Consider the following 26,300-nt stretch of genomic DNA (forward strand, 5'->3'; position numbering starts at 1 on the left):
ACGCCGAAGGAAGCGCCAGCACCTTACAACCTGGCCTGGCGCACCGCACCGCTGCGGGACTTGGCCATGGCCGCCAGGCGCACCGCCACGTTGGCCGCGCCATACCCGGCATAACCGTTCTTGCGCTGGATGATCTCGAAGAAAAACCGGCCTTCGAACGGTTCGGTGTACACGTGAAACAGCTCACCGCCTTGGGCATCGCGGTCGTACAGCACGTTGTAATACGCGAGCTGGCTGAGGAACTCGTCATCGAAATCAAACCGCGCCGCGAGGTCGTCGTAGTAGTTCAGCGGGATATCCAGCAGCGGAACCCCGGCGTCCTTGGCCCGGCTGACCTCGGCGAAAATGTCCGCGCAGTCGAAAGCAATGTGGTGCACGCCCGAGCCGCGATAGCTCGACAGCGCGTGGGAAATCGCGGTATTGCGGTTCTCGGAAATATTCAGCGGCAGGCGAATCGAGCTGCAACGGCTGCGCAGTGCGCGGCTTTTGACCAGGCCGTAGGGGTCGGGCAACACCACTTCGTCATCGGCTTCGAAGTCCAGCAGGCTTTTATAGAACAGCACCCAGCTGTCGAGGCTGTCGGCGGGCAAGGCCATAGCCATATGGTCGATGCGCAACAGCCCGCCGCTGGCAGCGTTAGCCGGTTGCAGGTTGAAATCGGTGTCGTAAAGGCCGCCTTCGTTCTGGTCCACCAGGTAAATCAGGCTGCCATCCGGTGCGCGTACCGCCGCCAGCTCCAGCTCGTTGGGCCCGACCAGGCCGCGATACGGCTGGCCTTTGTAGGCCACGGCCCGCTCCAGGGCCTTGGCACTGTCTTTCACGCGGATCGCCGTGGCGCACAACGACGGGCCGTGGGCCTCGAAGAAGTTATGGGCGAAGGAATAGGGTTCGCAATTGAGGATCAGGTTGATATCGCCCTGGCGCAGCAGGCTGACGCTCTTGGAGCGATGCTGCCCGGCCTTGACGAAGCCCAGGCGCTCCAGCCAGGAAGTGAGCTTGGCGCCGAGGTTTTCATCCACGGCAAATTCGAGAAATTCGATGCCGTCGTATTCGCTGGCGGCCGGGGTTTCAAACAGAATCTCGGGGACCGGCGCGGCTTCTTCGGCGAGCCGCTGGCGGGTCTTCTCTTCGAGGTACAGCAGCGAACGCAGGCCGTCGGCAGCATTCGCCCGGGTCGGTGCGGCGCGAAAGCCGTCGTTGAAAATTTCCAGGGAAAGAGGCCCGGTGTAACCGCTCTTGATGATCGGGGCGAGGAAACCCGCCAGGTCAAATTCGCCCTGGCCTGGGAAGCAGCGGAAATGCCGGCTCCATTCCAGCACGTCCATGGCCAGGACGGGCGCGTCAGCCATTTGCACAAAAAAGATTTTGTCGCCGGGAATCTCGGCTATCGCGCTTGGGTCGCCCTTGAGGGACAGCGTGTGGAAGCTGTCGAGCAACACGCCAAGGCTCGGATGATCGATCTTGCGCACCAGGTTCCACACCTGTTGCCAGGTGTTCACGTGTCGCCCCCAAGCCAGCGCTTCGTAGCCAATGCGCAGGCCACGGCGGCCGGCGTGCTCGGCCAGCAGGCTCAGGTCATCCAGCAAAATGCTTTCATCACCGACGGAATCGGCTGACGCATTGCTGCACACCAGCACCAGGTCGGTGCCCAGTTCCTGCATCAAATCGAACTTGCGCTCGGCCCGCTCCAGGTTGCGCGCCAGGCGGTCGCGGCGGCAACCTTCAAAATCCCGGAACGGCTGGAACAGGGTGATAGCAATGCCGAGGTCGGCGCACATCTGCCTGACTTCACGCGGGCTGCCGTCGTAATACAGCAGGTCGTTTTCGAAGATTTCCACGCCATCAAACCCGGCAGCCGCGATGGCTTCGAGTTTTTCCGGCAGGGTTCCGCTCAAGGAAACGGTGGCGATGGAGCGTTGCATGGGGCGACTCCCGACATATGAGGCAGGTCTTATTTACGGCAAATTATTGGCCGCTAAACTGTTCACAGCAATTGAAATGTACGAACCAGTTAGTTTTATGGGCGATTATCGAACAGAATGCCAATTCGCGAATTGACGATTTTTTAGCCACTGCGCACCATCGACAGCACATTGAGTGCCGCTCCGGTTGAGTGGCCTTGGTTAACAAGACCCTGAACACACCATAAAAATTTCAAAAAAACGGGTACTTCCTCATGCCTTCGCAAACTCCCGCCGTGGCCGTGCGTCACAGCAATCCCAATAGCGGCATCGGCGACAAAATCCGTGGCGCCATGGCCGTCGGTAAAACCCGCTGGGGCATGTTGGCCCTGGTGTTTTTCGCCACCACCCTGAACTACATCGACCGCGCCGCACTCGGCGTGATGCAACCGATCCTGGCCAAGGAAATGAGCTGGACGGCGATGGACTACGCCAATATCAACTTCTGGTTCCAGGTGGGTTACGCCATCGGCTTTGTGCTGCAAGGCCGCTTGATCGACCGGGTCGGCGTCAAGCGCGTGTTTTTTTGCGCGGTGCTGCTGTGGAGCATCGCCACCGGCGCCCACGGCCTGGCCACCTCGGCGGTGGGCTTTATGGTGTGCCGGTTCATTCTCGGGTTGACCGAAGCCGCCAACTACCCGGCCTGCGTCAAGACCACCCGCCTGTGGTTCCCCGCCGGCGAGCGTGCAGTGGCCACCGGGATCTTCAACGCCGGCACCAACGTCGGCGCGATGATGACGCCAATGCTGCTGCCGCTGATCCTCCATGTATGGGGCTGGCAGGCGGCGTTCCTGTGCATGTCGGCACTGGGCGGCATCTGGCTGGTGTTCTGGGGTTTGAAGTACTACAACCCGGAAGACCATCCGAGCGTGAAGCAATCGGAACTGGACTACGTGCAGCAGGAAGTCGAACCGGAACAACCCCGCGTGCCGTTCAGCCGCATCCTGCGCATGCGCGGCACCTGGGCCTTCGCCCTCGCCTACTCGATGACCGCGCCAGTGTTCTGGTTCTACCTGTACTGGCTGCCGCCGTTCCTGAACCAGCAATACAACCTGGGCATCAACGTGACCCAGATGGGCATCCCGCTGATCATCATTTACCTGACCGCGGACTTCGGCAGCATAGGCGGCGGGATTCTGTCTTCGTTCCTGATCGGCCGTGGGATGAATGCGATCAAGGCGCGGTTGTTGTCGATGCTGCTGTTCGCCTGCTGCATCGTCGGGGTGATCATGGCGGCCGGTTCCAGCCAGCTATGGGTCGCGGTGTTTGCCATCTCCCTGGCTATCGGCGCGCATCAGGCCTGGACCGCCAACATCTGGAGCCTGGTGATGGACTACACGCCCAAGCACATGATGAGTACGGTGTTTGGTTTTGGCGGCATGTGCGCGGCCATCGGCGGGATGTTCATGACCCAGATCGTCGGCCATATCCTGACCGTGACCAACAACAACTACACCGTGCTGTTCACCTTGATTCCGGCGATGTATTTCATCGCACTGATCTGGATGTACTTCATGGCGCCGCGCAAGATTCCGACCGTCGAGGCCTGAGTTTCCTACCTGCGCCGCTGCTGCCAGGCAGCGGCCAACCCGCTCAGGCAGATCACCCCGATCCCGACCACCGTGGTCAGGTCCGGGGTGTGGTTGAACACCAGCCAGCCCAACAACCCCGCAAACACGATCTGGCAATAGCCGAACGGTGCCAGCAAGGCCGGCGCCGCGAAGCGGAAGGCCTGGGTCAGCATCAAGTGCGCGGTCATCCCGCAGGTGCCCAGCGCCAGCATCAACACACCGTGCCACAAGCTCGGCACCTGCCAGAAGAATGGCACCAGCGCACTCATCACCAGGGTGTTGCACAGCCCGGCGAAGAAATTGCTGGTAGTCGGTGTGTCGTACTTGCTGAGGATGCGCGTAAGCAGTTGGTAGAAGCAGAAGAACAGCGCAGAGGTCAGCGGTAGCAATACCGCCGGGGTGAACAGCTCACCGCCCGGATGCACAATGATCAGCACCCCGATAAACCCGCAAATCACCGCCAGCCATTGGCCACGTGTCACGTGCTCGCCCAACAGCGGCACCGACAATGCGGTGACCAGGATCGGCGCAAGAAAGTTGACTGCCGTGGCCTCGGCCAACGGGATAAAGTGCAGCGCCGCGGTGAAGAACAAGCTGGTGCCCAGCAGGCACAACGCCCGCGCCACTTGCAACAACGGCCGCTTGCTGCGCAGCACCCGCAAGCCTGATTGCGGCAGGAATATCCCGGCCATCAACAGCGTGTGCACCAGGTACCGGGCCCACACCACCATCACAATCGGGTAAAACCCGGCCAGGTATTTGGACAGCGCGTCGTGGCTGGAAAACAGAAAGGTGGCCACCACAATCAGCAAAATGCCTTTGAGTGGGTGGTTGACGCCGGAAAGTGGGGTGCTGAGGGTCATTGCATTCTCTTGAGTGGCAGGCTGAAATGACCGCCGCATACCGCGGCATAATCTAGAACGGGTGACGCGCCTCGCTCAAGAGCATAACCAAACACTGTTCGAACAGCGCACTAAATTGCGCTTTTCCAGTCCAACGCTCCGCGTCCATCCGCCCATTGCGCGTTTTTTAACCAAGGCCTTCGCACCATGAAAAAAACTCTGTTTATTCTTTCGACCCTTGCGCTGCTCAGTGCCTGCGACAAGCAAGCCGAAACCGCCAAAGCGCCGGCCCCGCCGTCTGTTCAAGCGACCCTGGTACCAGAAGTTCTGCCCACCGATAAATGGGTGGGCAAGTGGATCGGCGTCGAAGGCCTGAACCTGACCATCGCCAAGGACGACAGCATCGGCCGTGGCCACTATGTACTGACCATGAAATACGGCCTGGACGACGATGACTCCGGCACCTTCAAGGGCGAAGCGTCCGAAGACGGCATTACCTTTGAACGCCCGGACGGCCCACAGATCCTCAGCGCCGGCGACGGCGAAGCCACCGGTCTGAAATGGCTGGCCGACAAAAAGGATTGCCTGGTGGTCGATACCGGCGAAGGTTATTGCCGCGACTGACACAAACTGGACACCTTCACCTGTGACGAGCGGGCTTGCCCCGCGTTGGGCTGCGCAGCAGCCCCATAACAGGCAAAAGTGTTCTTTCTGGAAGGTTTCGGTGTTCTTATTGGGATGGCTACGCAGCCCAACGCGGGGCAAGCCCCCTCGCCACCGACAGCCGGACTGGCGCCAACCCTACACACCAACAACACTGAGCTGCAGGTTCATCAAGAGGATTGCCACATGCTATGGAAAAAAGGCCGACGCAGCGACAACGTGGTGGACGCCCGCGATGACAGTGGCGGCGGTGGCGGTGGCATGCGCTTTGGTGGCGGCAAGGGCTTGAGCCTGACGGCGATCGTACTGATCGTCGGCATCGGCTGGCTGACCGGCCAGGACCCGATGCAGATCCTCGGGCAACTCAGTGGCCAGCTCACCGAGCAAGCGCCCTCCGTCAGCCCGCAAACCCGCCAGGCACCGCCCGCAAACGATGAACAGGCCGACTTCGTGCGCGCGGTGCTCGGTGACACCGAAGACACCTGGGCCCAGGTGTTCCAGGAAAACGGCCTGACCTACAAGAACCCCAAATTGATTCTGTTCCGTGGCCGGGTGAACTCCGCCTGCGGTGGTGCCACGTCCGCCAGCGGGCCGTTCTATTGCCCGGCAGACCAGCAGGTGTACCTGGACCTGGATTTCTTCCGGGAAATGTCCCAGCGCTTCAAGGCCGCCGGCGATTTCGCCCAGGCCTACGTAATCGCACATGAAGTCGGGCACCACGTTCAGACGTTGCTGGGCATCTCAGCGAAGATTCAGGCAGCCCGCCAGCAAGGCCGGCAGATGCAAGGCGACGGCGGCCTGCTGGTACACCAGGAACTGCAAGCCGACTGCTTTGCCGGCGTATGGGCCAACCGTGCGCAAAAGCGCCTGAACTGGCTGGAGCCCGGCGACATTGAAGAAGCACTGAATGCGGCCAACGCCATTGGCGATGACCGCTTGCAGCAACAGGGCCAGGGCCGCGTGGTGCCTGACTCGTTTACCCACGGCACCTCGGCACAGCGGGTTCGCTGGTTCAAGACCGGCTTCGCCCAGGGCCAGATCACTCAATGCGATACCTTTACCGCCAAGAGCCTTTAAATGAATAAACGACTGGGTCTGCTGTTAGGTTTGTTGATCACCTGTTCCACCCCCACCTGGGCCGCCGAGCATGGCGTCAAGGAAGTCAGCCCCGACCGTTTCCACCTGGACGCTGGCGACCTCAGCGTCGGCTTGAGCCAGGACTGGCGCCAGCCGCTGCCTCACGTCACCCGCGCACTGATCATCGTGCATGGCCGCTTGCGCAACGCGATGACCTACCTGGACAGCGGCGAAAAAGCCGCCCAGGCTGCGGGGCAAAACACCAACACCCTGGTGATTGCGCCGCAATTCCTTAACCAGACCGACCTCAAGCGCAACCAGATCGACAGCCAGACCCTGCGCTGGAACAGCAATGACTGGATGGCCGGCGAGCCGTCCACCGGCCCGGGCCAGATCAGCTCCTACGGCGCGCTGGACCAGATCATCAAGCACCTGGGCAACCGCAAGCTGTTCCCCAACCTGAAGGAAATCGTGGTGGCCGGCCATTCCGGCGGCGGCCAGGTGGTGCAGCGTTTTGCCCTGACCGGGCATGATCACCCACTGCTGCAAACCGAGGGCATCAGCTTGCGCTATGTGGTGGCCAACCCGTCGTCCTACGCCTACTTCAGCCCACAGCGGCCGGTGAAGTTCGATGTGGCCAGTTGCCCGGGCTTCAACGACTGGAAATACGGCATGCAAAACCTGCCGGCCTACGCCAAGGGGCAAAGTGCCGAGCAGCTTGAGCAGGCGTATGTGTCGCGCAACGTCACTTACCTGCTGGGCCAGCAGGACACCGACCCGAATCACCCGGCGCTGGACAAAAGCTGTGGGGCTGAAACCCAGGGCGCGTATCGCTTGATTCGCGGGCACAACTATTTTGACTACCTCAAGCAGCGGCACCCGCAGTTGGGCCACAAACTGGTTGAAGTACCGGGGGTTGGGCACAACGGGGACGGGATGTTTACTTCGCCTGAAGGGCAGAAGGTGTTGTTCCAATAACCACTGAAGAAACCGGATCAAAAATGTGGGAGCCGGCTTGTGTGGGAGCTGGCTTGCCTGCGATAGCATCACCTCGGCCTAGCTGAAAGACCGAGGTGCCTGCATCGCGGGCAAGCCCGGCTCCCACACAAACCAGCTGCCACAGTTGATCTTCATTGCTGGTGCTAAATCATCCGGCGCAATACCGCGCAATCTTCAGCATGCCAATCCGCCAGCTCCGGCCACGGGTTATCCGGCAGATTGACCAACACCGTCTTGGTCCCCGCCGCCCGCCCGCAATCCAGGTCAAACCGGTAATCACCGACCATCACCATCTCTTGCGGCGCCACGTCCCACGCCTCAGCCAGCTTCAGCAGCCCACCCGGATCAGGCTTTGGCGGCGCATCATCGCGCCCCAACACGTCCTCAACCGCAAAGCAGTCCGCCAGGCCGATCGCCTGCAACGTCACATGGGCCAGCTCCCGCGCATTGCGCGTCAGGATGCCCAGGCGATAACCCCGCCCGGCCAATTCCCGCACCAACTCCACCGCACCAACTGCCGCCACCGAACCCAGCGCCAACTCACGCTCATGCTCCAGCAACCACGCATGCTTGGCCGACGCTTCATCAGCCGGCAACGCCGCCAGGTGCGTAAGAATGTCGTCAGTCGCCGGAATCTCCAGTGCTACACGAATTGCCGCAAAGTCATGCACGGCCACGGTCAAGGTGCCATCCATGTCGAACACCCAATGCTTCACATCTCCCAGGCTCATGCCCAGTCCTTGCGATGGCGAATCAGGCCTTCCTGCGTGACCGACGCCACCAGTTGCCCGGCGCGGTTGTACACGCTGCCCCGGGAGAACCCACGGGAATTGCCGGCCCACGGGCTGTCCATGGCGTAGAGCAACCAGTCATCGGCGCGCAGGTCAGCGTGGAACCACAGCGCGTGGTCGAGGCTGGCGACTTGCATGTCTTTCTGCCACACCGTCTTGCCATGAGGCAGCAAAGAGGTGGTCAGCAGGCCAAAGTCCGAGGCGTAGGCCAGCAGGTATTTGTGCAGCGCCGGCGAGTCGGCCAAGGCGCCATCCGCACGAAACCACACGTACTTGACCGGGTCGGACGGCTGCGGGTTGTACGGGTCTTTCTCGGTTACAGGCCGCACTTCGATTGGCTTGGGGCACAGCAGCTTTTCGCGCATGTGCTCAGGAATCAGGTGCGCGCGCTGTTGGGTCAGTTCCAGCTCCGACGGCAGGTTTTCCGGGCCGACCACCACGGGCATGGTGGTCTGGTGCTCGAAGCCTTCTTCGTCGTACTGGAACGAAGCACTGCAGGTGAATATCGGGTTGCCCTTTTGGATCGCCGTCACGCGGCGCGTGCTGAAGCTGCCGCCGTCGCGCACCCGGTCCACCGAATACACCACCGGCAATGCTGCATCGCCAGGGCGCAGGAAGTAACCGTGCAGCGAATGCACATGCCGCGTTTCTTCAACGGTCTGGCTCGCCGCCGACAGCGACTGGCCCAGTACCTGGCCGCCGAACAGCTGGCGAAAGCCCAGGTCCTGGCTACGGCCGCGAAACAGGTTTTCTTCGATCGGCTCCAGGGTCAGCAGGTCCACCAGATCTTCCAACACTTGGCTCATAGAGCATCTCCTACAACAATCTATTGGGCATTCCGGGCTGCTTATCCGTGCAGCGTGTCCAACCATTGGGCGCGGGTGATGCGATACAACACATGATGCCGCACCGGGTCATCGGCTGCGACCTTGGGGTGTTCAAAATCTGCCTGGGGATCGTAATGCATACCGATGGCCTGCATGACTTTTTGTGATGGCAGATTGGCCTCAGTGGTAAACGCGACAATCTCATCCAGCTTCAGCCGGTCAAAACCGCAGCGCAGGGCGGTCCAGGCGGCTTCGCTGGCATACCCCAAACCCCAATGTTCCCTGGCCAGGCGCCAGCCAATTTCCACCGCTGGGGTGAACGCGGCGTCGAAGCTCACATTCAGCAACCCGGTAAGGCCGATGAATTCGCCGCTGTCCTTGCGCTGCAAGGCCCACAGGCCAAAACCATACTCGGCAAAATGGCCGCGAATGCGCCCGATCAGCGCGGCGCTTTCCAGGCGGCTCAGGGTGGCCGGGAAATAACGCATCACCTGTGGGTCGGCGCACATGCGCGCAAACTCCGGCAAGTCGGCATCACTCCACTGTCGCAGCACCAGGCGTGCGCTTTCCAATTCCAGTATCGGCTCCATTGGTCCCCCTCCCTTGCCATGTGCGTGAGTGTAACGCGCTGTTAAGATCCGTCGCTGGTTCCCGTCAGAAATCGCCATGCCCTTGCCACTGATCTACCACGACGACTACAGCCCCGAGTTCCCGGCGGACCACCGCTTCCCCATGGATAAATTCCGCCTGTTGCGTGACCACCTGGTGGAGAGCGGCCTGACCCGGGACAGCCAATTGCTGCGCCCGCAACTGTGCCCCGCCGAGATTCTGGCCCTGGCCCATGAACCTGGGTATATCGAACGCTACATGAGTGGCGAGTTGTCTCGCGAAGACCAGCGGCGCCTTGGCCTGCCCTGGAGCGAAGCCCTGGCCCGGCGCACCGTACGCGCGGTGGGCGGCTCGCTGCTGGCTGCCGAACAGGCGCTGGAACACGGCCTGGCCTGCCACCTGGCCGGCGGCACCCATCACGCCCACTACGACTACCCGGCGGGTTTCTGCATCTTCAATGACCTGGCGGTGATCAGCCGCTACCTGCTGGCAAGCGGGCGGGTCAACCGAGTGCTGATCTTCGACTGCGATGTGCACCAGGGCGACGGCACCGCGCGCATCCTGCACGACACACCGGACGCAATCACCGTGTCCCTGCACTGCGAAAAGAACTTCCCCGCCCGCAAGGCCGAAAGCGACTGGGACATCCCGCTGCCGATGGGCATGGGCGACGCGGATTACCTCAAGGTGGTGGACGATGCCCTCAACTACCTTCTGCCGCTGTATCAGCCCGACCTGGTGCTGTACGACGCGGGCGTGGATGTGCACAAGGATGACGCCCTCGGCTACCTCAAGCTGACAGACGAAGGCGTGGCTGCCCGTGACGAAAGCGTGATGCGTCACTGCCTGGGCCGCGATATCCCGGTGGTCGGCGTGATCGGCGGTGGCTATAGCAAGGACCGCCCGGCCCTGGCCCGTCGCCACGGGATCCTGCACCACAGTGCGCAGCGCGTCTGGACGTCATCAGGCTGTCATTGAGTGATGCACGTTACCCACAATCGCTGTGGAACTGCCTGTGGATAACCTGAGTGAAAGCCCCTGCACGCCATAACCTGCGTGCCCTGCAAGCCGCTGTACGTTTTTTGATCAGGCAGCATCGCCGTCCTCGGGTAGAATGCTCGGCCTACTTTGCCGAACCGCAGTTATCCCCATGCCCCAGACTCAAACCTCACCTCACGTCATCATCATCGGCGGCGGCCCCGCCGGGCTGATGGCCGCCGAAGTGTTGAGCCAGGCCGGGGTGCGAGTCGACCTGTACGACGGCATGCCGTCGGTGGGCCGCAAGTTCCTGCTGGCGGGCGTGGGCGGCATGAACATCACCCATTCCGAACCTTACCCGGCGTTTCTGTCGCGCTATGCCGAGCGGGCGCCGTTCATGGCGCCGTTGCTGCGTCAGTTCGGTGCCGACGCGTTGTGCGAATGGATACACGGGCTGGGGATTGAAACCTTTGTCGGCAGCTCCGGCCGGGTATTTCCTACCGACATGAAAGCCGCCCCGCTGCTGCGCGCCTGGCTCAAGCGCCTGCGGGACCAGGGCGTAGTTATCCACACCCGCCATCGCTGGCTGGGCTGGCATGCCGACGGCAGTCTGCTTATCCACAGCCCCGAAGGCGACAAAAGCGTACGCGGTGATGCGGTGCTGCTGGCGTTGGGCGGCGGCAGTTGGTCACGGCTGGGCTCGGACGGGGCCTGGCTGAAGCTGCTGGAAGACGAAGGCGTGCCGTATGCGGCGCTGCAACCGAGCAATTGTGGCTTCGAGGTGTCGGCCTGGAGCGAGTTGATGGTCAGCAAATTCGCCGGGGCACCGTTGAAAAACGTCGCCATCGGGTTGGCGGACGATAAACCCAGGTTGGGTGAATGCGTGATCACCGCCACGGGTATCGAAGGCAGCCTGATCTACGCGTTGTCGGCGCCGATTCGTGAGGCGATCAACCGGGATGGTTCGGCCACGGTGCATATCGACCTGCTGCCCAGCAAGCCGCTGGACAAGGTGATTGCGGCGCTGGGCAAGCCACGCGGGTCACGCTCGATGAGCAAGCATTTGCACAGTCAGTTGGGATTGGATGGGGTAAAGGCGGCGCTGTTGCGGGAGTTGACGCCGGCCGAGCATTTCAATGATCCGGCGCAGTTGGCGGTGGATATCAAGGCGCTGCCTTTGAGGCTGGTTAAAACCCGACCGATCGATGAAGCCATCAGTACAGCGGGCGGTGTGCCGTTTGAAGTGCTGGATGAACGGCTGATGATCAAGCAACTACCGGGCGTATTTTGCGCGGGCGAGATGCTGGATTGGGAAGCACCCACGGGCGGGTATTTGCTGACGGGGTGTTTTGCCAGCGGGCAGGTCGCCGGGCGTGGTGTATTGGAATGGTTGAACGCCAACTGATTACCTGTGGCGAGGGAGCTTGCTCCCGCTGGGCTGCGTAGCGGCCCCAAAAAAGCGGGAGCGCTGCGCACTCCAGCGGGAGCAAGCTCCCTCGCCACAGTGACCTTATTTCTTTTTGCGCGGCCCGGTATTGAACGCAGGCACCTTGCGCACCGGCTTGATCGAAGGCTCTGCCACCGATACCTCACCACTTTCCACCCACTTGCCCAGGTTGCGCTTGCCGCCACCGGAGGCCTTGGGTTTCTTCGGCTTTTTCGGCTTCTTCACCACCTGCCCCGTGGCATCGGTATCCGGCACGCGATGCTCCGGTTCAAAATCCTGCTCCATATTCCGGGTCAACGTCTGACGGGTCAGCATCTCAATGGCCGACAGCATGTTCACCTCATCGGCACACACCAGGGAAATCGCCTCACCGGTGTTGCCCGCACGCCCGGTACGGCCGATGCGGTGAATGTAATCCTCGGCCACGATCGGCAGGTCAAAGTTGACCACCAGCGGCAAGTCTTCGATGTCCAGGCCACGGGCTGCCACGTCAGTAGCCACCAGGATCTGCACGTCGCTGCTCTTGAAGCGATCCAGCGCGCGCTGGCGAGTCGCTTGTGGCTTGTCGCCGTGAATCCCGTCGGCATTGATGCCCAGGCCCTGGAGTTTTTCGACCAGCGCGTCCACGCCGTTTCGAGTCTTGGCGAACACCAGCACCTGCTTCCAGCGGCCCTTGCGCATCAGGTGCACAAACAGCTCCGCCTTGCGCTTCTTGTCCACCGGCACCACCCATTGCTTGACGGTGTTGGCGGCGACGTTGCGCGGGCTGACTTCGACGGTCAGCGGGTCAATCAGCATCTGCCCGGCCAACTGGCGGATTTCGTCGGAGAAGGTTGCGGAGAACAGCAGGGTCTGGCGCTTTTTCGGCAACATGCGGTAAATGTTCGCCAGTTCTTCGGAGAAGCCCAGGTCGAGCATGCGGTCGGCTTCATCCAGCACCAGGGTTTGCAGCTGGTTGAGCTTCAGCGCGTTCTGGCGGAACAGGTCGATCAGGCGGCCAGGGGTGGCGACCAGCACATCAACGCCCTTGCGCAGCTTCATCATCTGCGGGTTGATGCTCACGCCGCCGTACACGGCGTAAGTGGTCAGCGGCAAGTTTTGCGCGTACTCGGCGACGCTGGCGTGAACCTGCTCGGCCAGCTCGCGGGTCGGGCACAGGATCAGCGCACGCACCGAGTTGGCGCTGACTTTCGGCCCTTCCATGGTCAGCAGTTGCAGCAGCGGCACGGCGAAACCGGCGGTTTTGCCGGTGCCGGTCTGGGCCGCAGCCATCAGGTCGCGACCGGCCAGTACCGCCGGAATGGCTTGCGCCTGCACCGGCGTCGGGGTCTGGTAGCCAAGCGTCTCAAGGGCGCGCAGCAAGGGTTCGATCAGGCCAAGTGTGGCGAAAGTCATGGAATTACCGTAGGAAAAGTTCAGCGCAAGGTCGCAATGCGCCGCAGTTTACCCTAAAACCGGTTTCGGCTTTCGCCACTGTGGCAGGCTGATCAGCAGCACCGCGCTGATGATCACCAACATCGCCAGGGCTTCTTCCGTGCCGATGGTCTCGCCCACAAACACGATGCCGAGCAACACCGCCACCGCCGGGTTGACGTAGGCATAGCTGGTGGCTGCGGCCGGGCGCACATGCTTGAGCAGGTACATATAGGCATTGAAGGCGATAATCGAACCGAACACGGTCAAGTACGCCAGGGCCAGCCAGCCTTCCAGCGGCGGCATGGCCTGCAGGTGTTCGCCACTGACGGCACTGAGCACCAGCAGCACCGCACCTGCGATCAGCATCTCCGCCGCGCTGGCCATGGCGCCCTGGGGCAGCGGCAAGTGCTTGCTCCACACCGACCCAAAGGCCCAGGCCGCCGCCGCAAAAATCAGCAAGGCTGCGCCGCTCGGGCTCGACTGCAGGTTGGAGCCCATATTGAGCATGGCGATGCCGATAATCCCCAGCACTACCCCGGCCCATTCCAGGCGGGTATTACGCGCGCCCCAGAAATAGCCGCAGAGCAGGGTAAACAACGGCACGGTCGCCACCGCCAACGCGGCAACCCCGGAAGCCACACCCGTATGTTCGGCCACACTGACCGCGCCGTTACCGAAGGTCAGCAGCAAAATGCCGATCTTGGCGGCGGCCTTCCACTGCACCCAGGTCGGCGCCGGCGCCCCGCGCCAGCGCAGGAAGGCATACATCAGCGCGCCCGCCGTCATGAAGCGAATCCCCGCCAGCAACAACGGCGGCCAGTACTCCACGCCAATGCGAATCACCAGGTAGGTAGACCCCCAGATCACGTACAACGCAAAAAAGGCAGCGATCAACGGTAAGGGAAAGCGACGTGGGCCAGGCATTGGGCAAGCTCTGCGGCAGGACAAAGGAGCGTTATTTTAGAAATCCCCGGCAGTAAACATAAGTTACAAAACCTGTTTAAAGCGCCAGTACACTTTTCAAAACATGGTTATCAAGGCTATAAACCGTGGATTCGAAAGCCACGTGTTCCAGGAGCCTTATCATGGACAAATACGACCGCATGCTTCTCAGCGCCCTGCTGGACGACGGCCGCGCGTCCTACGCGCAATTGGCGCGCACGGTGAACCTGTCGGCACCTGCCGTGGCCGAGCGAGTGGCGAAGCTGGAAGCCAGCGGGGTGATTACCGGGTACCAGGCCAAGGTCGACCTGTCGAAGGTGGGGTTGCCGATCCAGTGCGTGATTGAGTTGCGCCTGACCAATCATGGGAGCCAGAAGGTTTACGACGCGCTGGCGGAAATTCCGGAGTTGACCGAATGCCATCGGGTGACCGGGGATCCGTGCGTGATCATGCAGGCGGCGGTGGGTTCGATGCCGGAGCTGGAGAGCCTGATTAACCGGGTGGCGAAGTTCGGGTTCAGCAAGACCTCGATCATCTTGTCGAGCGCGATAGAGCGGCGGGTGCCGTTGGGGCAGTTGGAAGGGAATGGGAGGAGTGGTGGGTGATCTATCGCCATCGCGGGCAAGCCCGGCTCCCACCCTTTGATCGCATCCAGCCCAGGCGGCGCGCTCAAATGTGGGAGCTGGGCTTGCCTGCGATGACGTCAGTAGCTTCACCACTTTCATTTTTTCGAAGATGCCCTGGTACGGGCGGTAGCTTCAGAAAGCTCACCGAGGTTTTTCAGATAAATAGCGGGGTTTTGAGAGGGGGCCGCTTCGCGGCCCAACGGGGGACAAGCCCCCTCACCACAACAAGCCCTCTCACCACAACAAGCCCTCTCGCCACAACAAGCCCCCCACAATAAGCCCCATCACCACAGGGGGCCCCTCTTCACAGAAAGTATCCAACCATAGGGAATGGTGCAGGAATCAGAACCCGCGATGCTTCTTCAGGTGATCATTGATCTTCGCCGCCGGAACCTTCTGCAAGCTGCACAGCAATTCGTGTGACAACTCCCGCAACCCATGGGTGCGGCGCAGTTCCTGGGCCAGGTGAGCGGTCAGGTTCGCCGCCATCTCCGCATCCGCCATCGCCCGGTGAGCTTTGCCGGTGTGGGGCAGTTGGGCAAATGAGGTCAGCGTGCCCAGCTTGTGATTCGGCGCCGCCGGCATCAAGCGCCGCGCCAATAACAGCGAACAGGCAAACTTCTGCAAACGGGTACGTCGGATCAACCCCAGCTCGAAATCCCAGAATTTCTGGTCAAACGCGGCGTTGTGCGCCAGCAACGGCGTGGTGCCGACAAACTCGTTCACCTCGTTCATCACTCGCTCCGCCGACGGCGCGGTGCGCAGCATGGCGTTGCTGATGCCGGTCAGTTGCTCGATAAACCCCGGCACGCGCACGCCGGCGTTCATCAGGCTCTGGTAGCGGTCCACGATCTGGCCCTGCTCTAGGATGACCACGGCGATTTCCGTGGCCCGGCAGCTGCTGCTCGGCTGGATGCCGGTGGTTTCAAAGTCGATGACCGCTATACGTTCCAAACCTGTTCCAACTCCGTCAAAAAACTATTTAAGCAACAACGCGCCTTCGATCGGCACGTAGCGGCTGGCGGCGCGTATCAATGAGTTGGCCGTCAGCCCCGGTACGCCGTAGGCCACGGCTTCGACGCCGTGCTTGTGGATGATGCGGTCCAGCAGCATGTCGAAATCACCGTCGCCGGAGGCCAGCACCACTTCGTCGACATGGGCGGCGGCGTCCATGATGTCGATGGTGATGCCCACGTCCCAGTCGCCCTTGGCCGAGCCGTCGCTGCGCTGGATGTAGGGCTTGAGCTTCACGGTAAAACCGAGGTTGCGCAGGATCTGCTGGAATTGCTGCTGCTTGCTGTCGCCACGGTCGATGGCATAGGCGTACGCTTCGACAATCTGCCCGCGCTGGCTGATGTCAGCCCACAGGGCGGCGTAGTTGAAGTGACAGCCGTACGCCTGGCGCACGGTGTAGTAGAGGTTTTGTACGTCGGCGAACACGGCTATCTTTTTCACCGCAAATCCTCATGACACGCGCATGGACCCCAAGCTCAAGGGCTCGGAAAGGTTGCCAGTATGCCAGCCACACGGAAGTTTCCGAGAAAAATCAGCCCGGGGCGACGAAGCGCCCCGGTCGAGTGGGGGTCAGACGAAGGAATCGTCGTCGCCAAAGGAGGAGGAGTCGTCGGAATAGTCGTTGTCGGCGAAGCTGTCAGATGAGTTGTCGCTGCCCCAGCTGTCATTGCCGGCGAATTTCTGGTCGTCGTTGCCCCAGTTGCTGTTGTCGCTCGCCGGGGCCGGCTCTTCGCGGATAATTTCTTCAACCACTTGCGGCTGTTGCGAGTTGTGGCTGAACAGGCTGCTGATGCCTTCTGCCAGCATCACACCACCGGCCACGCCGGCTGCGGTTTTCAGTGCGCCGCCAAGGAAGCCGCTGCCGATTGGCGCTGCGGGTGCCTGTTGTGGCTGCTGGTAATTCTGCTGCGGGGCGCCATAGTTCAGCTGCGGTGCAGGTTGCCCGCCAAACGACGGACGCGCCGGCTCACGCCAGCCACCGCCCGACGGCGCAGGTGCGCTCTGGGTGGGTTGTGGGTCGCGGGAGCCGCCGCCAAAGATGCTCGACAGGAAACCGCCACTGCTCGGTGCAGGCTGCGCCGCCTGGGACTTGGCCTGTTGCAGTTGGTCCTGCAATTGCTGGATCTGCTCGGCCTGCTGCTTGTTCTGCGCATCAAGGCTCTTGATCGCATGCTCTTGCACCAGAATCGACTGGGTCATGTAGTACGCAGCGGCCGGTTGGCGAGTGACGTGTTCCTTGATCCGCGCTTCGGCCTGGGCGTCGCGGGGGGCTGAGTCCGTTTCGGCTTGCTGCAACCGTGAAAACAGTCCGTCGATCAGGGTTTGCTCTTCGCTGTTCATGGCGACCTCGTTAGATTGCCGGTAGAAATCTTCGCCTTGCGCACGATGTGCAAGGTACAGCCTAGTTATGGGGCTGTTACTGATTGTTTCAATAGCCTTTACGTAAGGTTTACGTTTGCTTGCATCTGGTCATGATCGGTTAAAGTAACGCCCTTGCTTTTCGGCCTGTGAAGACCCTGATGAATCCGTTAGACGTACTGCGCGACTCCTTCTTCTTTTTCAAGCGCAACCTGGGCGCCATCGTGCAGTTGTGCCTGCCATTGGTGATTCTCGAAGCGCTGCTGCAACAGGTGCTCGACCACACCCTCGGCCCTGACGCGTTTCCCGGTTACAGCGTGATCGTCGGGCTGCTGGTGTATCCGCTGTACACCGGCGCGCTGATCCTGTTCCTCGACGCCCGTACTCGTGGCGAATCGCCGCGCACCCTGGACGTGCTCGCCATGGCCTTGAGCCTGTGGCCGCGGTTTGCCTTGCTGACGGCGGTCAGCACGCTGCTGATCCTGCTGGGCCTGTCGCTGTATTTCCTGCCGGGCCTGTGGCTGATGGTGGTGCTGGCCTTCGCCGAGTACCTGCTGGTGCTGCGCGGCATGTCGGCGCTGTCGGCCATGAAAGAAAGCCTGCGCCTGACCCGGGGGCACTTCTGGCGCATCCTCGTGTGCCTGCTGTGCGTGATGACCCCGCTGTGGCTGCTCAAAGGTGCCAGTGTGGCGGTCTACCCAGACCCGAATCCGCTGCTGGGCCTGCTGATCGACAGCGCACAAAGCTTCCTGCAATTGTTCACAAGCGTGGTGTTGTTCCGCCTGTTCATGTTGATTGGTGGCGACGCCGACGCGCGGTGATATGCTCCGGGCCTTGTCCTGCAACGCCATAAGCCGAGCCGATGACCCGATTACTGCGCATTACCTTGCTGGGCCTGCTGATGCTTGCGGCCCTGCTGACCGGCTTGATCTACAGCCTGACCTGGCGCCCTGACGCCAAGGAAACCCTGCCCATCCGCTGCGTCGCGCCCCGAGCGCCGACCCTGTCGCCGGGCCAGGCCCTCAAGGTGATGACCTGGAACGTGCAGTACCTGGCGGGCAAGAACTACGTGTTCTGGTACGACACCCCGGACGGCAGCGGCCCGGACGACCGCCCCACCGTTGAAGACATGGCCGCAAGCCTCGACGAAGTGACGCGGGTGATCCGCGACGAGCAGCCAGACATCCTGCTGTTGCAGGAAGTCGACGAAGGCGCCAAGCCTTCCAGCTACCAGGACCAACTGGCCTTGCTCCAGGAGCGCCTGGCCGACCTGTACCCGTGCAGCGCCCAGGCATTCGACTGGAAAGCCGACTTCGTGCCCGACCTGCATATCTTCGGCAGCGTCGGCCGCAAGCTGGTGACCATGAGCCGCTACCAGATCGAACACGCCGAGCGCCTGCAATTGCCGGTGGCGCGTACCAACCTGATCAGCCGGCAGTTCCAGGCCAAGCCCGCGTTGTTGCTGACCTACCTGCCGTTGAGCGATGGCGGCCAGTTGGCCGTGCTCAATACTCGCCTGGACGGCACGGCCCCGGGGCACAACGCCGTGCTGGAACAGGTGCAGGCGACCGTCAAGCTGGTGGATAAATTCGAAAGCCGTGGCACGCCATGGCTGATGGGTGGGGATTTCAACCTGTTGCCGCTGGGGCAATTCCTGCGCCTGGATGCCGGCAAGCGCGGGCAGTATTCGCCGGACAGCGAGCTGCATCTGCTGTGGGAAAAATACCCGATGATCCCGAGCAACAGCCAATCCAGCGGGATTGACCGGGACCAGTGGCTGACGTATTTCCCGAATGACCCGACAGTAGAGGGGCCGGATCGTACGCTGGACTACCTGTTCTACAGCTCGCGGATCAAAAAGGTGGAGAGCAAGGTGCGCCAGAGCGATACCGTGCGCATCTCCAATCATTTGCCGGTGATTGCGCGGTTCCTGTTGCCTGCCGCGCAGTAACTAGCACTGCAAAATGGTGTGGGAGCTGGCTTGCCTGCGATAGCATCGCCGCGGTGCCACTGAAAACCGAGCTGCCTGCATCGCAGGCAAGCCAGCTCCCACATTTGATCTTCATCGCGCTTACTTTCTTGGTTTGATCCGAGCCGTAGGTTCAGCGATCAATGGATCATCCGGCCAGTAATGCTTGGGATACCGCCCCTTCAAATCCTTCTTCACCTCGGCATACGTACTGCGCCAGAAGTTCGCCAGATCCTGCGTCACCTGCACCGGGCGCCTTGCCGGTGACAACAGGTGCAGCTTGACCACCTGCCGCCCGCCGGCAATTCGTGGCGTATCCGCCAGCCCGAACAATTCCTGCAGGCGCACCGCCAGAATCGGCGGTTGCTCGCTGTAGTCCAGACGCACTGACGAGCCCGACGGCACCTTCAGATGATGCGGCGCCAACTCGTCCAGGCGCTGCGGCAACGGCCACGGCAGCAGGTTATGCAGGAAGCTCGCAATATCCAGATTGGCGAAATGGCTCAGGCGCGACACCTTGCCCAGGTAAGGCATCAACCAGTGTTCCAGGCTGGCGAGCAAGGTGCTGTCGCTGACATCTGGCCATTCACTGGCCTTGCCGGTATCCAGGTGACGCAGCAACATGACTCGCGCCTGCCATTGGCGCAGTTCCGGGGTCCAGGGCAGCAGTTCCAGGCCTTTGCGTCGTACCAGGTTGACCAGCGCCTGGCTGCGGGCGGACTCGTCGAGGCCGGTCAGCGGTTCGCGGCTGAGTACCAGCTCGCCGACCTTGCGCTGACGCTCGGCGCGCAGCACGCCTTCGCGCTCGTCCCAATCGAGTTGGTCGACATTGCGCACCTGTTCGGCCAGCACCGAATCAAACAGCGCCGGATCAAAATCCGCCGCGAGGTAGATCCGTTCTTCGCGCTGCCCCTGGCGGCTGCCCAAATCGGCAATCACCAGCCAGGGTTGTTTCATCAAACTGTCGGCTTCGGCGAACAGCGCCGCACGACCGTTGGCGAGACGGTATTCAGCCCCGCCGACACGCCGTTGCTGGGCAACACGGTCCGGGTAGGCCAGCGCCAGCAATGCACCCAGCCAACGCGGGTGATCAGGATCGGCAACCGGTTGCCCGGCCTTTGCTCTTAAGTAGCCACGGTATTGCCGGGCCAGTTGCTTGGCGCGCTGCACGCCACCTTGGGTGCCACGGGCCTTTTCTTCGCCGGATAACAGCGCCAGGCGGCTGTGCAGATCCGCACCGGCACCGCGCAAGATATCGCGCTCACCCAGCAGTGCCGCGACATCACAGGCCATGTTCGCCAGGCCCAAATCCTGGCCACGCAGCAGCAAATGAGCGATGCGCGGATGCGCCGGTAACCCGGCCATTTTCTGGCCGTGGGCAGTCAGCTTGGTGTCGTTCAAGGCGCCCAATCGCTCAAGCAAATCCTGAGCCTGTGCATAAGCGGCGGTGGGCGGTACGTCGAGCCACACCAACTGCGTGGGCGCCACGCCCCAGCGGCCCAATTGCAGGGCCATGCCTGCGAGATCTGCCGAGAGGATTTCCGCGCTGGAATACGCCGCCAGCCCTTCATGTTGGTCCTCGGACCACAACCGATAACACACGCCCGGCTCCAGGCGCCCTGCCCGGCCGGCACGCTGGGTGGCGCTGGCGCGGGAGATGCGCTGAGTGTCGAGACGGGTCATGCCGCTGCCCGGGTCAAAACGCGGGACCCGCGCCAGCCCGGCGTCGATCACTACGCGCACGCCGTTGATGGTCAGGCTGGTCTCGGCAATATTAGTGGCCAGCACCACTTTGCGCTGGCCGGCGGGCGCCGGGTCGATGGCGGCGCGTTGGGCGGCCAGGTCCAGTTCGCCATGCAACGGGCACAGCAGCACATTGGTGTTACTACCCAAGGCGTCAGCCAATTGCTGATTGACCCGACGAATCTCGGCCTGCCCCGGCAGGAATACCAGCACACTGCCGGTTTCATCGTTCAGGGCTTCAAGGATGGTCTGCACCAACCGTGGCTCGATAAATCCGCCAGGCTGAAACGGCCGCCCCCAGCGCATCTGCACCGGGTACATGCGCCCTTCGCTGCGCAGGATCGGTGCGTCGTCCAGCAGGCTGGCCAGGCGCTCGCCTTCCAGGGTGGCGGACATCAGCAGGATTTTCAGCGGCTGCTCGTCGCGAAACAGGTCCCGACCGTTCAGGCTCAGGGCCAGCGCCAGATCGGCGTCCAGGCTGCGCTCGTGGAACTCGTCGAAGATCAACAAGCCCACGCCATCCAGCGCCGGGTCATCCTGCAAGCGGCGGGTGAGGATGCCTTCGGTGACCACTTCAATACGGGTGTTGGGGCCGACTTTACTGTCCAGGCGAATGCGGTAGCCGACGGTTTCGCCGACCTTTTCCCCCAGTTCGCTGGCCAGTCTTTCTGCCGCGGCGCGGGCGGCCAGGCGTCGGGGTTCGAGCATCAGGATGGTCTGCCCGGCCAGCCAGGGTTCATTCAATAGCGCCAACGGCACCCGTGTGGTTTTACCGGCGCCGGGCGGTGCTTCGAGCACGGCCTCATGGCGCCTCGCCAAGGCGTCACGCAGGGCGGGTAAAACATCATCGATTGGCAACGAATTCATACTGGCTCCAAAGCAGAGCGGCGAGTATAACGGCGAACTGCCGGGTGTCGGTGGTGGTCTCAACGACACGGCCCCGTCCTGACTGGAATGCGGTCAAAGGTGGGAGCTCCCACCGTTGATCATCGTCGCCTTGTAGACTGGCTTATAGTCACTTTCATTATGTTCAAGGAGAGTCCCATGCGTGTTGCTTCCCGTATCATCGGCGGTGTTCTGGCCGTCACCCTGTTAAGCCAGTTGACGGCGTGCGGTTCGATTTTCTACCCCGACCGCCGTGGCCAGATCGACGGCAAGATCGACCCGGCAATTGCCGTGCTCGATGCGGTCGGCCTGCTGTTCTACGTGATCCCGGGCCTGATCGCCTTTGGTGTCGACTTCGCCACCGGCGCGATTTACTTCGAGCCCGGCAAGACCGCCCAGGTGGCCCCGGAAAAACTCCAGCAAGCCATCGGCGCCGACGGCAAGGTCGATAACGCCAAGCTGCAAACCATCATCCAGAAAGAAACCGGGCGTAACCTGCCGCTGGACGACCCGCGCATGATCCAGTTCAAGGGCAGCGTGCAACAACTCGCCTCCCTGGGCCTGCAACCCGCTGCATAAGGACTGACCCGCCCCATGACCACCAGTCCCGAACACGCCCGGCTGTTGCGCCTGGCCACCCGTGCTTCCGTCGGCGTGGCCTGTGTGCTGATTGTGACCAAGGCCATCGCCTGGTGGCTCAGTGGCTCGGTGAGCATGCTCGCCGGGTTGACCGACTCGCTGCTCGACGGCGTCACCTCGCTGCTCAACCTGCTGGCCGTGCACTACGCACTGCGCCCGGCGGATGACGATCACCGTTATGGCCACGGCAAGGCAGAATCCCTGTCAGGCATGGCCCAGGCACTGTTTATCGCCGGCAGTGCGGTGCTGATCGCGTTCCAGGCCTTTCAGCGCTTGCAGCATCCGGAGCCGGTGGGCGCGCCGTGGTTGAGCATCGGGGTGATCATTCTGTCCCTGGCGCTGACGGCAGCGTTGCTGATCCTGCAATACCGGGTGATCCGCGAAACCGGCTCGAACGCCATCCGCGCCGATTCGCTGCACTACCGCTCAGACATGATGCTCAATGGCAGCATCCTGGTGGCACTGGTGCTGGCGGCGTTTGGTTTTCATCAGGTCGACGCGTGGTTCGGCCTGGGCATCGCGGCCTACATTTTGTGGAGTGCGATCCAGATCGCCCGGGAAAGCTTTTCGGTGTTGATGGATGAGGAACTGCCGCCGGATGTCAGCCAGCACATGTTGGAGTTGGCGTGCAGTGTGCCCGGCGTGCTGGGCGCGCATGACTTGCGCACGCGGATTTCCGGCAGCCACTGGTTTGTGCAGTTGCACCTGGAATTGCCGGGGGAATTGAGTTTGTCGGTGGCCCATGGCATCAGCGACCAGGCCGCCGATGCCATCCACAAAGCCTACCCGCGAGCCGAAGTGCTGGTGCACGCCGACCCGCAGGAAGTGGTCAAGGGGGCGAAGGCCTAATACTGCACCTGATACCCGCGGCTGCTCAGGCAGTTGCCCTGGGCCTGGCGGTAGGTTTGCACCACAGCCGGGTCTGGGGCGTAGGTGACGGTACGTGGGTCAAAACCACTTTGTTGCACGGCCCAGCGATAGCAGTCATAGCCGTCCTGCTGCACTTGCGCCGGTGACTGGCCGTTGGCCGGGTAAGCCACCACGTCGTAACCATTGCCCTGAGGCACCGGCTGGGGTGCTGGTGCGGCCGGTGGTGGCTGCACCACCACGTACTGCTGGCTGGTTTCTTCGTAGGTGTAATAGGCGCCGGCGGCGAGGAAAAACAGCGCGCTCCCTACCCACACTTCCCGGGCGTAGTCCGGCAGGTATTGCACGCGAATCCCGTAAGGTGGCGCCACTACGACGTAGCGCGGGCCTTGTGGGCGGTACCAATAGCCACCCGAGAAGAAGTAGTCCTGGCCACGATACGGCACGCGGTAGTCGCGGTCTGGGAAGCGGTCGACGGTGTAACCCGGACGGTATTGCGGGCCAGGGCCCCAGCCATTGCCGTGCCCATCGGGGCGGCCTGGCCAGCGGTGATCATTGGGATGGTTGTTGCCACCGCCGTTGCCGCCATTAAACCCGGGCCGGCCGGGACCACCTTGGCCACCCTGGCCGCCATTGCCGGCTTGCCAATGCTGGTTGCCGTCGTTGCGACGCGGAATGTCCTGGTAGTTGCCTGGACGGGGTTCCTGGGTCTGGCGCACGGTATCCGGGCGACCCTGTATCGGCAGGTTATTGGCCGGTTGCGGTTGAGGCGCCGGGTGCGGCGGTTGCTGTGGGCTGCCCTGCGGATGACCTTGCCACTGGCCACCCCCATTCGGGCGCTCGGCGTTCTGATTCTGTGGCCGTGGCTGATTGTTTTCGAAATGCTGGTTCTGCACGCGTGGCTGATTGTTCTCCGGGCGAGGAGCTTCAGGACGCGGTTGATTATTTTGCGGGCGAGGCTGGTTGTTCTGCGGCCGCGGCTGATTATTTCCCGGATGCCCTTCCGGGCCTTTTTCATGCTGGCCACCGCCTTCAGGGCGTGGCTGTTCGTCGGCCATCACTTGCGCACCAACGGTTACCATCAGCAAACCAACACCTGCCAAACGCCAGATGCGCTTCATGCTATTCCTCACTGCGGATTAGGGCCTACACGTAAGACTGGAAAACCGCGGCCCGGTTCTGCGACAGGTTATCAGTCACGAGAACTATTTTCGCAGGCAATAAAAAGGGGCGACCCGTCGGTCGCCCCTTGAGAACTTCGTCCTGGCTCAACGCTTTTGACGTTGGCTCACCTCACGCCGTCTTGTGGACAGTGTGCAGCCCGGGGGCCGGGGCAACCCTGTGGGGTTGGCGGCCGCAGCCGGCGGTATGAGCGGGCTGCAGTGGACTGTATGTCCGGGCGGTGATTCTGTTGATAACTTTACGCCCCGGCCTCGGGCAGAGGATTGCGAAGATTGCGTCAATAAACAGTGCTTGCGCAATTTTTAACCCTGGATAGATAATTCGCCGCAATAGTTACGACAAAGGCCAGCCCCATGAGCAAGCTTGACCGATACGACCTGAGTATTTTGGCAGAATTGCAGCGCGACGCGAGGATCTCCAACCAGGAGTTGGCCGAGCGCATCGGCCTGTCGCCTTCGCCGTGCTCGCGCCGGGTCAAGCAATTGGAAGACGACGGCTACATTGCCCGCCAGGTTGCCTTGCTCGACCGCAAGATGCTCGGCCTGAGTCTCACGGCGTACGTGCTGATCGGCATGGACCGACACACCCCCGAGCGTTTCGAGAATTTCGAAGCGGCCATCCGCACCTTGCCGCAAGTACTGGAGTGCAGTTTGGTGACCGGGATGGACGCTGACTATCAACTGAAAGTGGTGGTGCCAGACATGGACCACTATCAGAAACTGCTGCTGGGCCACCTGACCCGCATCGAAGGCGTCACCAGCGTGCGCTCAAGCTTTGTGCTGAACCAGGTACTCAACAGCACCGAATTGCCGCTGACCCACCTGCGTACTTAAGGCTAGCGCCGAACAAATGTGGGAGCTGGCTTGCCTGCGAGGCAAACGACTCGGTCTTGCAGAGACACCGAGGTGATGCAATCGCAGGCAAGCCAGCGCCCACAGACCGACGCAGGTCAATGTCGCGCCGATTGCCCTGGCGTATAATCGGCGCCCTGCCCCAGCCGGAAACGACCCGATGAACTCGATTGATCCTGCCGTGTTTGAAGAATGGATGATGACCGGTCTGGTCAGCCTCCTGATCATTTTCATGGGCTTTATCGTCTGGGACCTGGCGAAGAAATCCAAGGCCGGGCGCTTCGGCTCGATGATCCTGTTCTTCGTGCTGGGCCTGGGCGTCGCTGCGTTTATCATCAAGAGTGTGGTAATCGGCCTGATCGAGTCCGGCGCCTTATAAGCGCGCCGGCACTTCCTTCCATTGGCCCTGGTCGAGGCCGTCGATCGACCAGTCACCAATGCGTACCCGCACCAGCCGCAGCGTCGGCAAGCCCACTGCCGCGGTCATGCGCCGCACCTGGCGGTTACGCCCTTCACGAATCACCAGTTCCAGCCAGTGGGTCGGCACGCTTTTGCGAAACCGCACCGGCGGGTTGCGCGGCCACAGTTGCGGCTCGTCCAGTTGCCGGGCTTCGGCGGGCAGGGTCATGCCGTCGTTGAGTTGCACACCATCGCGCAGGCGTTGCAGCTGCTCCTCGGTCGGCTCGCCTTCCACCTGCACCCAGTAGGTTTTCGCCAGCTTGTGCTTGGGGTCGGCGATGCGCGCCTGCAACTGGCCGTCGTTGGTCAGTAGCAACAAACCTTCACTGTCACGGTCCAGGCGCCCGGCCGGGTAGATACCGGGGATGTCGATGAAATCCTTGAGAGTCGCCCGCCCGCCTTCGTCGCTGAACTGGGTCAGCACATCGAAGGGTTTATTGAACAGGATCAACTTGGGCTCGGCCGGTGGCGCCTTGGCGACACGACGCGGGGCTGACGAGGTTTGCGGACTTTTCACACCAGGGCGGTGGGAAGCGGGACGGGCAGGACGGGACATGGCAAAGGAACATCTAACGGTCAGGAC

26 protein-coding genes are annotated in these 26,300 nt (G+C 62.0%); 13 read left to right on the forward strand and 13 right to left on the reverse strand.

Annotated features, from left to right (window positions below):
* Positions 1 to 23 precede the first annotated feature (23 nt).
* On the reverse strand, positions 24 to 1,922 hold the full coding sequence (gene quiC, locus RGV33_RS28480; protein WP_322147657.1) for a 3-dehydroshikimate dehydratase QuiC: 1,899 nt from the start codon (positions 1,920 to 1,922) through the stop codon (positions 24 to 26).
* Between the two features lie 254 nt (positions 1,923 to 2,176).
* On the opposite strand from quiC, the gene RGV33_RS28485 reads away from it, so the two are divergent.
* Positions 2,177 to 3,511: an MFS transporter gene (locus RGV33_RS28485; RefSeq protein ID WP_322147658.1), complete on the forward strand. Its 1,335-nt coding sequence runs from the start codon at positions 2,177 to 2,179 to the stop codon at positions 3,509 to 3,511.
* A gap of 5 nt (positions 3,512 to 3,516) precedes the next feature.
* Here the strand turns inward: RGV33_RS28485 and RGV33_RS28490 are convergent, their stop codons facing one another.
* Positions 3,517 to 4,395 (reverse strand): DMT family transporter, encoded by an 879-nt coding sequence (locus RGV33_RS28490; protein ID WP_003215531.1) that lies wholly within the window; start codon positions 4,393 to 4,395, stop codon positions 3,517 to 3,519.
* Between the two features lie 186 nt (positions 4,396 to 4,581).
* Here RGV33_RS28490 and RGV33_RS28495 point away from each other — a divergent pair, with 186 nt between their 5' ends.
* The 3 genes from RGV33_RS28495 to RGV33_RS28505 all read left to right on the forward strand — a co-directional run bounded on the left by RGV33_RS28495 (position 4,582) and on the right by RGV33_RS28505 (position 7,092).
* On the forward strand, positions 4,582 to 4,998 hold the full coding sequence (locus tag RGV33_RS28495; protein ID WP_322147660.1) for a hypothetical protein: 417 nt from the start codon (positions 4,582 to 4,584) through the stop codon (positions 4,996 to 4,998).
* Positions 4,999 to 5,223: 225 nt separating this feature from the next.
* Positions 5,224 to 6,114 (forward strand): neutral zinc metallopeptidase, encoded by an 891-nt coding sequence (locus tag RGV33_RS28500; RefSeq protein WP_322147661.1) that lies wholly within the window; start codon positions 5,224 to 5,226, stop codon positions 6,112 to 6,114.
* A complete protein-coding gene (locus tag RGV33_RS28505) occupies positions 6,115 to 7,092 on the forward strand; it encodes an alpha/beta hydrolase (protein ID WP_322147662.1) in 978 nt (325 codons plus the stop codon).
* Between the two features lie 164 nt (positions 7,093 to 7,256).
* Here the strand turns inward: RGV33_RS28505 and RGV33_RS28510 are convergent, their stop codons facing one another.
* Genes RGV33_RS28510 through RGV33_RS28520 form a run of 3 tightly spaced genes read right to left on the reverse strand, consistent with a single transcriptional unit; the run spans position 7,257 to position 9,321 of the window.
* Complete coding sequence (locus RGV33_RS28510; protein WP_322147663.1) at positions 7,257 to 7,844, reverse strand: HAD family hydrolase; 588 nt, start codon at positions 7,842 to 7,844, stop codon at positions 7,257 to 7,259.
* Entirely contained in the window at positions 7,841 to 8,710 is an 870-nt protein-coding gene (gene tesB, locus RGV33_RS28515) for an acyl-CoA thioesterase II (RefSeq protein ID WP_010174840.1), read from the reverse strand. The genes RGV33_RS28510 and tesB overlap by 4 nt, the downstream gene beginning before the upstream one ends.
* 41 nt (positions 8,711 to 8,751) lie before the next feature.
* Positions 8,752 to 9,321, reverse strand: a complete 570-nt coding sequence (locus RGV33_RS28520; protein WP_322147664.1) for a GNAT family N-acetyltransferase — start codon at positions 9,319 to 9,321, stop codon at positions 8,752 to 8,754.
* Positions 9,322 to 9,397: 76 nt separating this feature from the next.
* Between RGV33_RS28520 and RGV33_RS28525 the strand changes: the two genes are divergently transcribed.
* Together RGV33_RS28525 and RGV33_RS28530 are read left to right on the forward strand one after the other, a co-directional pair.
* Positions 9,398 to 10,318: a histone deacetylase gene (locus RGV33_RS28525; RefSeq protein WP_322147665.1), complete on the forward strand. Its 921-nt coding sequence runs from the start codon at positions 9,398 to 9,400 to the stop codon at positions 10,316 to 10,318.
* A gap of 172 nt (positions 10,319 to 10,490) precedes the next feature.
* On the forward strand, positions 10,491 to 11,723 hold the full coding sequence (locus RGV33_RS28530) for a TIGR03862 family flavoprotein (protein WP_322147666.1): 1,233 nt from the start codon (positions 10,491 to 10,493) through the stop codon (positions 11,721 to 11,723).
* Positions 11,724 to 11,828: 105 nt separating this feature from the next.
* Here RGV33_RS28530 and RGV33_RS28535 read toward each other — a convergent pair whose 3' ends face one another.
* Positions 11,829 to 13,160 (reverse strand): DEAD/DEAH box helicase, encoded by a 1,332-nt coding sequence (locus RGV33_RS28535; RefSeq protein ID WP_322147667.1) that lies wholly within the window; start codon positions 13,158 to 13,160, stop codon positions 11,829 to 11,831.
* A gap of 48 nt (positions 13,161 to 13,208) precedes the next feature.
* Positions 13,209 to 14,105, reverse strand: coding sequence for a drug/metabolite exporter YedA (gene yedA, locus RGV33_RS28540; RefSeq protein WP_322147668.1), 897 nt, complete (start codon positions 14,103 to 14,105; stop codon positions 13,209 to 13,211).
* A 161-nt stretch (positions 14,106 to 14,266) separates the two neighbouring features.
* Here yedA and RGV33_RS28545 point away from each other — a divergent pair, with 161 nt between their 5' ends.
* Positions 14,267 to 14,728: an Lrp/AsnC family transcriptional regulator gene (locus RGV33_RS28545; protein WP_322147669.1), complete on the forward strand. Its 462-nt coding sequence runs from the start codon at positions 14,267 to 14,269 to the stop codon at positions 14,726 to 14,728.
* Positions 14,729 to 15,091: 363 nt separating this feature from the next.
* Here RGV33_RS28545 and RGV33_RS28550 read toward each other — a convergent pair whose 3' ends face one another.
* The 3 genes from RGV33_RS28550 to RGV33_RS28560 all read right to left on the reverse strand — a co-directional run bounded on the left by RGV33_RS28550 (position 15,092) and on the right by RGV33_RS28560 (position 17,104).
* On the reverse strand, positions 15,092 to 15,703 hold the full coding sequence (locus RGV33_RS28550) for a PolC-type DNA polymerase III (RefSeq protein ID WP_017476222.1): 612 nt from the start codon (positions 15,701 to 15,703) through the stop codon (positions 15,092 to 15,094).
* A 24-nt stretch (positions 15,704 to 15,727) separates the two neighbouring features.
* Positions 15,728 to 16,204, reverse strand: a complete 477-nt coding sequence (locus RGV33_RS28555) for an NYN domain-containing protein (protein WP_032861784.1) — start codon at positions 16,202 to 16,204, stop codon at positions 15,728 to 15,730.
* 129 nt (positions 16,205 to 16,333) lie between these two features.
* The gene (locus RGV33_RS28560; RefSeq protein ID WP_322147671.1) at positions 16,334 to 17,104 is read right to left on the reverse strand and encodes a DUF2076 domain-containing protein; all 771 of its coding nucleotides are present in this window, start codon (positions 17,102 to 17,104) and stop codon (positions 16,334 to 16,336) included.
* A gap of 179 nt (positions 17,105 to 17,283) precedes the next feature.
* Between RGV33_RS28560 and RGV33_RS28565 the strand changes: the two genes are divergently transcribed.
* Both RGV33_RS28565 and RGV33_RS28570 read left to right on the forward strand, forming a co-directional pair.
* Positions 17,284 to 17,943, forward strand: coding sequence for a YciC family protein (locus tag RGV33_RS28565; RefSeq protein ID WP_322147672.1), 660 nt, complete (start codon positions 17,284 to 17,286; stop codon positions 17,941 to 17,943).
* Positions 17,944 to 17,984: 41 nt separating this feature from the next.
* The gene (locus tag RGV33_RS28570) at positions 17,985 to 19,073 is read left to right on the forward strand and encodes an endonuclease/exonuclease/phosphatase family protein (RefSeq protein WP_322147673.1); all 1,089 of its coding nucleotides are present in this window, start codon (positions 17,985 to 17,987) and stop codon (positions 19,071 to 19,073) included.
* Positions 19,074 to 19,193: 120 nt separating this feature from the next.
* On the opposite strand, the gene hrpB is transcribed toward RGV33_RS28570, so the two are convergent.
* The gene (gene hrpB / locus RGV33_RS28575; RefSeq protein ID WP_322147674.1) at positions 19,194 to 21,701 is read right to left on the reverse strand and encodes an ATP-dependent helicase HrpB; all 2,508 of its coding nucleotides are present in this window, start codon (positions 21,699 to 21,701) and stop codon (positions 19,194 to 19,196) included.
* Positions 21,702 to 21,878: 177 nt separating this feature from the next.
* Between hrpB and RGV33_RS28580 the strand changes: the two genes are divergently transcribed.
* Positions 21,879 to 22,298, forward strand: coding sequence for a polyribonucleotide nucleotidyltransferase (locus RGV33_RS28580; RefSeq protein ID WP_322147675.1), 420 nt, complete (start codon positions 21,879 to 21,881; stop codon positions 22,296 to 22,298).
* Between the two features lie 15 nt (positions 22,299 to 22,313).
* Complete coding sequence (locus tag RGV33_RS28585; RefSeq protein WP_322147676.1) at positions 22,314 to 23,207, forward strand: cation diffusion facilitator family transporter; 894 nt, start codon at positions 22,314 to 22,316, stop codon at positions 23,205 to 23,207.
* Here RGV33_RS28585 and RGV33_RS28590 read toward each other — a convergent pair.
* Entirely contained in the window at positions 23,204 to 24,346 is a 1,143-nt protein-coding gene (locus tag RGV33_RS28590; RefSeq protein ID WP_322147677.1) for a DUF6515 family protein, read from the reverse strand. The genes RGV33_RS28585 and RGV33_RS28590 overlap by 4 nt on opposite strands.
* A 414-nt stretch (positions 24,347 to 24,760) precedes the next feature.
* Between RGV33_RS28590 and RGV33_RS28595 the strand changes: the two genes are divergently transcribed.
* Positions 24,761 to 25,240, forward strand: coding sequence for an Lrp/AsnC family transcriptional regulator (locus RGV33_RS28595; protein ID WP_003194418.1), 480 nt, complete (start codon positions 24,761 to 24,763; stop codon positions 25,238 to 25,240).
* 187 nt (positions 25,241 to 25,427) lie between these two features.
* The gene (locus RGV33_RS28600; protein WP_322148758.1) at positions 25,428 to 25,637 is read left to right on the forward strand and encodes a DUF2788 domain-containing protein; all 210 of its coding nucleotides are present in this window, start codon (positions 25,428 to 25,430) and stop codon (positions 25,635 to 25,637) included.
* On the opposite strand, the gene RGV33_RS28605 is transcribed toward RGV33_RS28600, so the two are convergent.
* Complete coding sequence (locus tag RGV33_RS28605; protein ID WP_322147684.1) at positions 25,632 to 26,273, reverse strand: pseudouridine synthase; 642 nt, start codon at positions 26,271 to 26,273, stop codon at positions 25,632 to 25,634. The two genes, RGV33_RS28600 and RGV33_RS28605, sit on opposite strands and share 6 nt — an antisense overlap.
* Positions 26,274 to 26,300 lie beyond the last annotated feature (27 nt).

The sequence above is a fragment of the Pseudomonas sp. Bout1 genome (genome assembly GCF_034314165.1).
Classification (GTDB): Bacteria; Pseudomonadota; Gammaproteobacteria; order Pseudomonadales; family Pseudomonadaceae; genus Aquipseudomonas.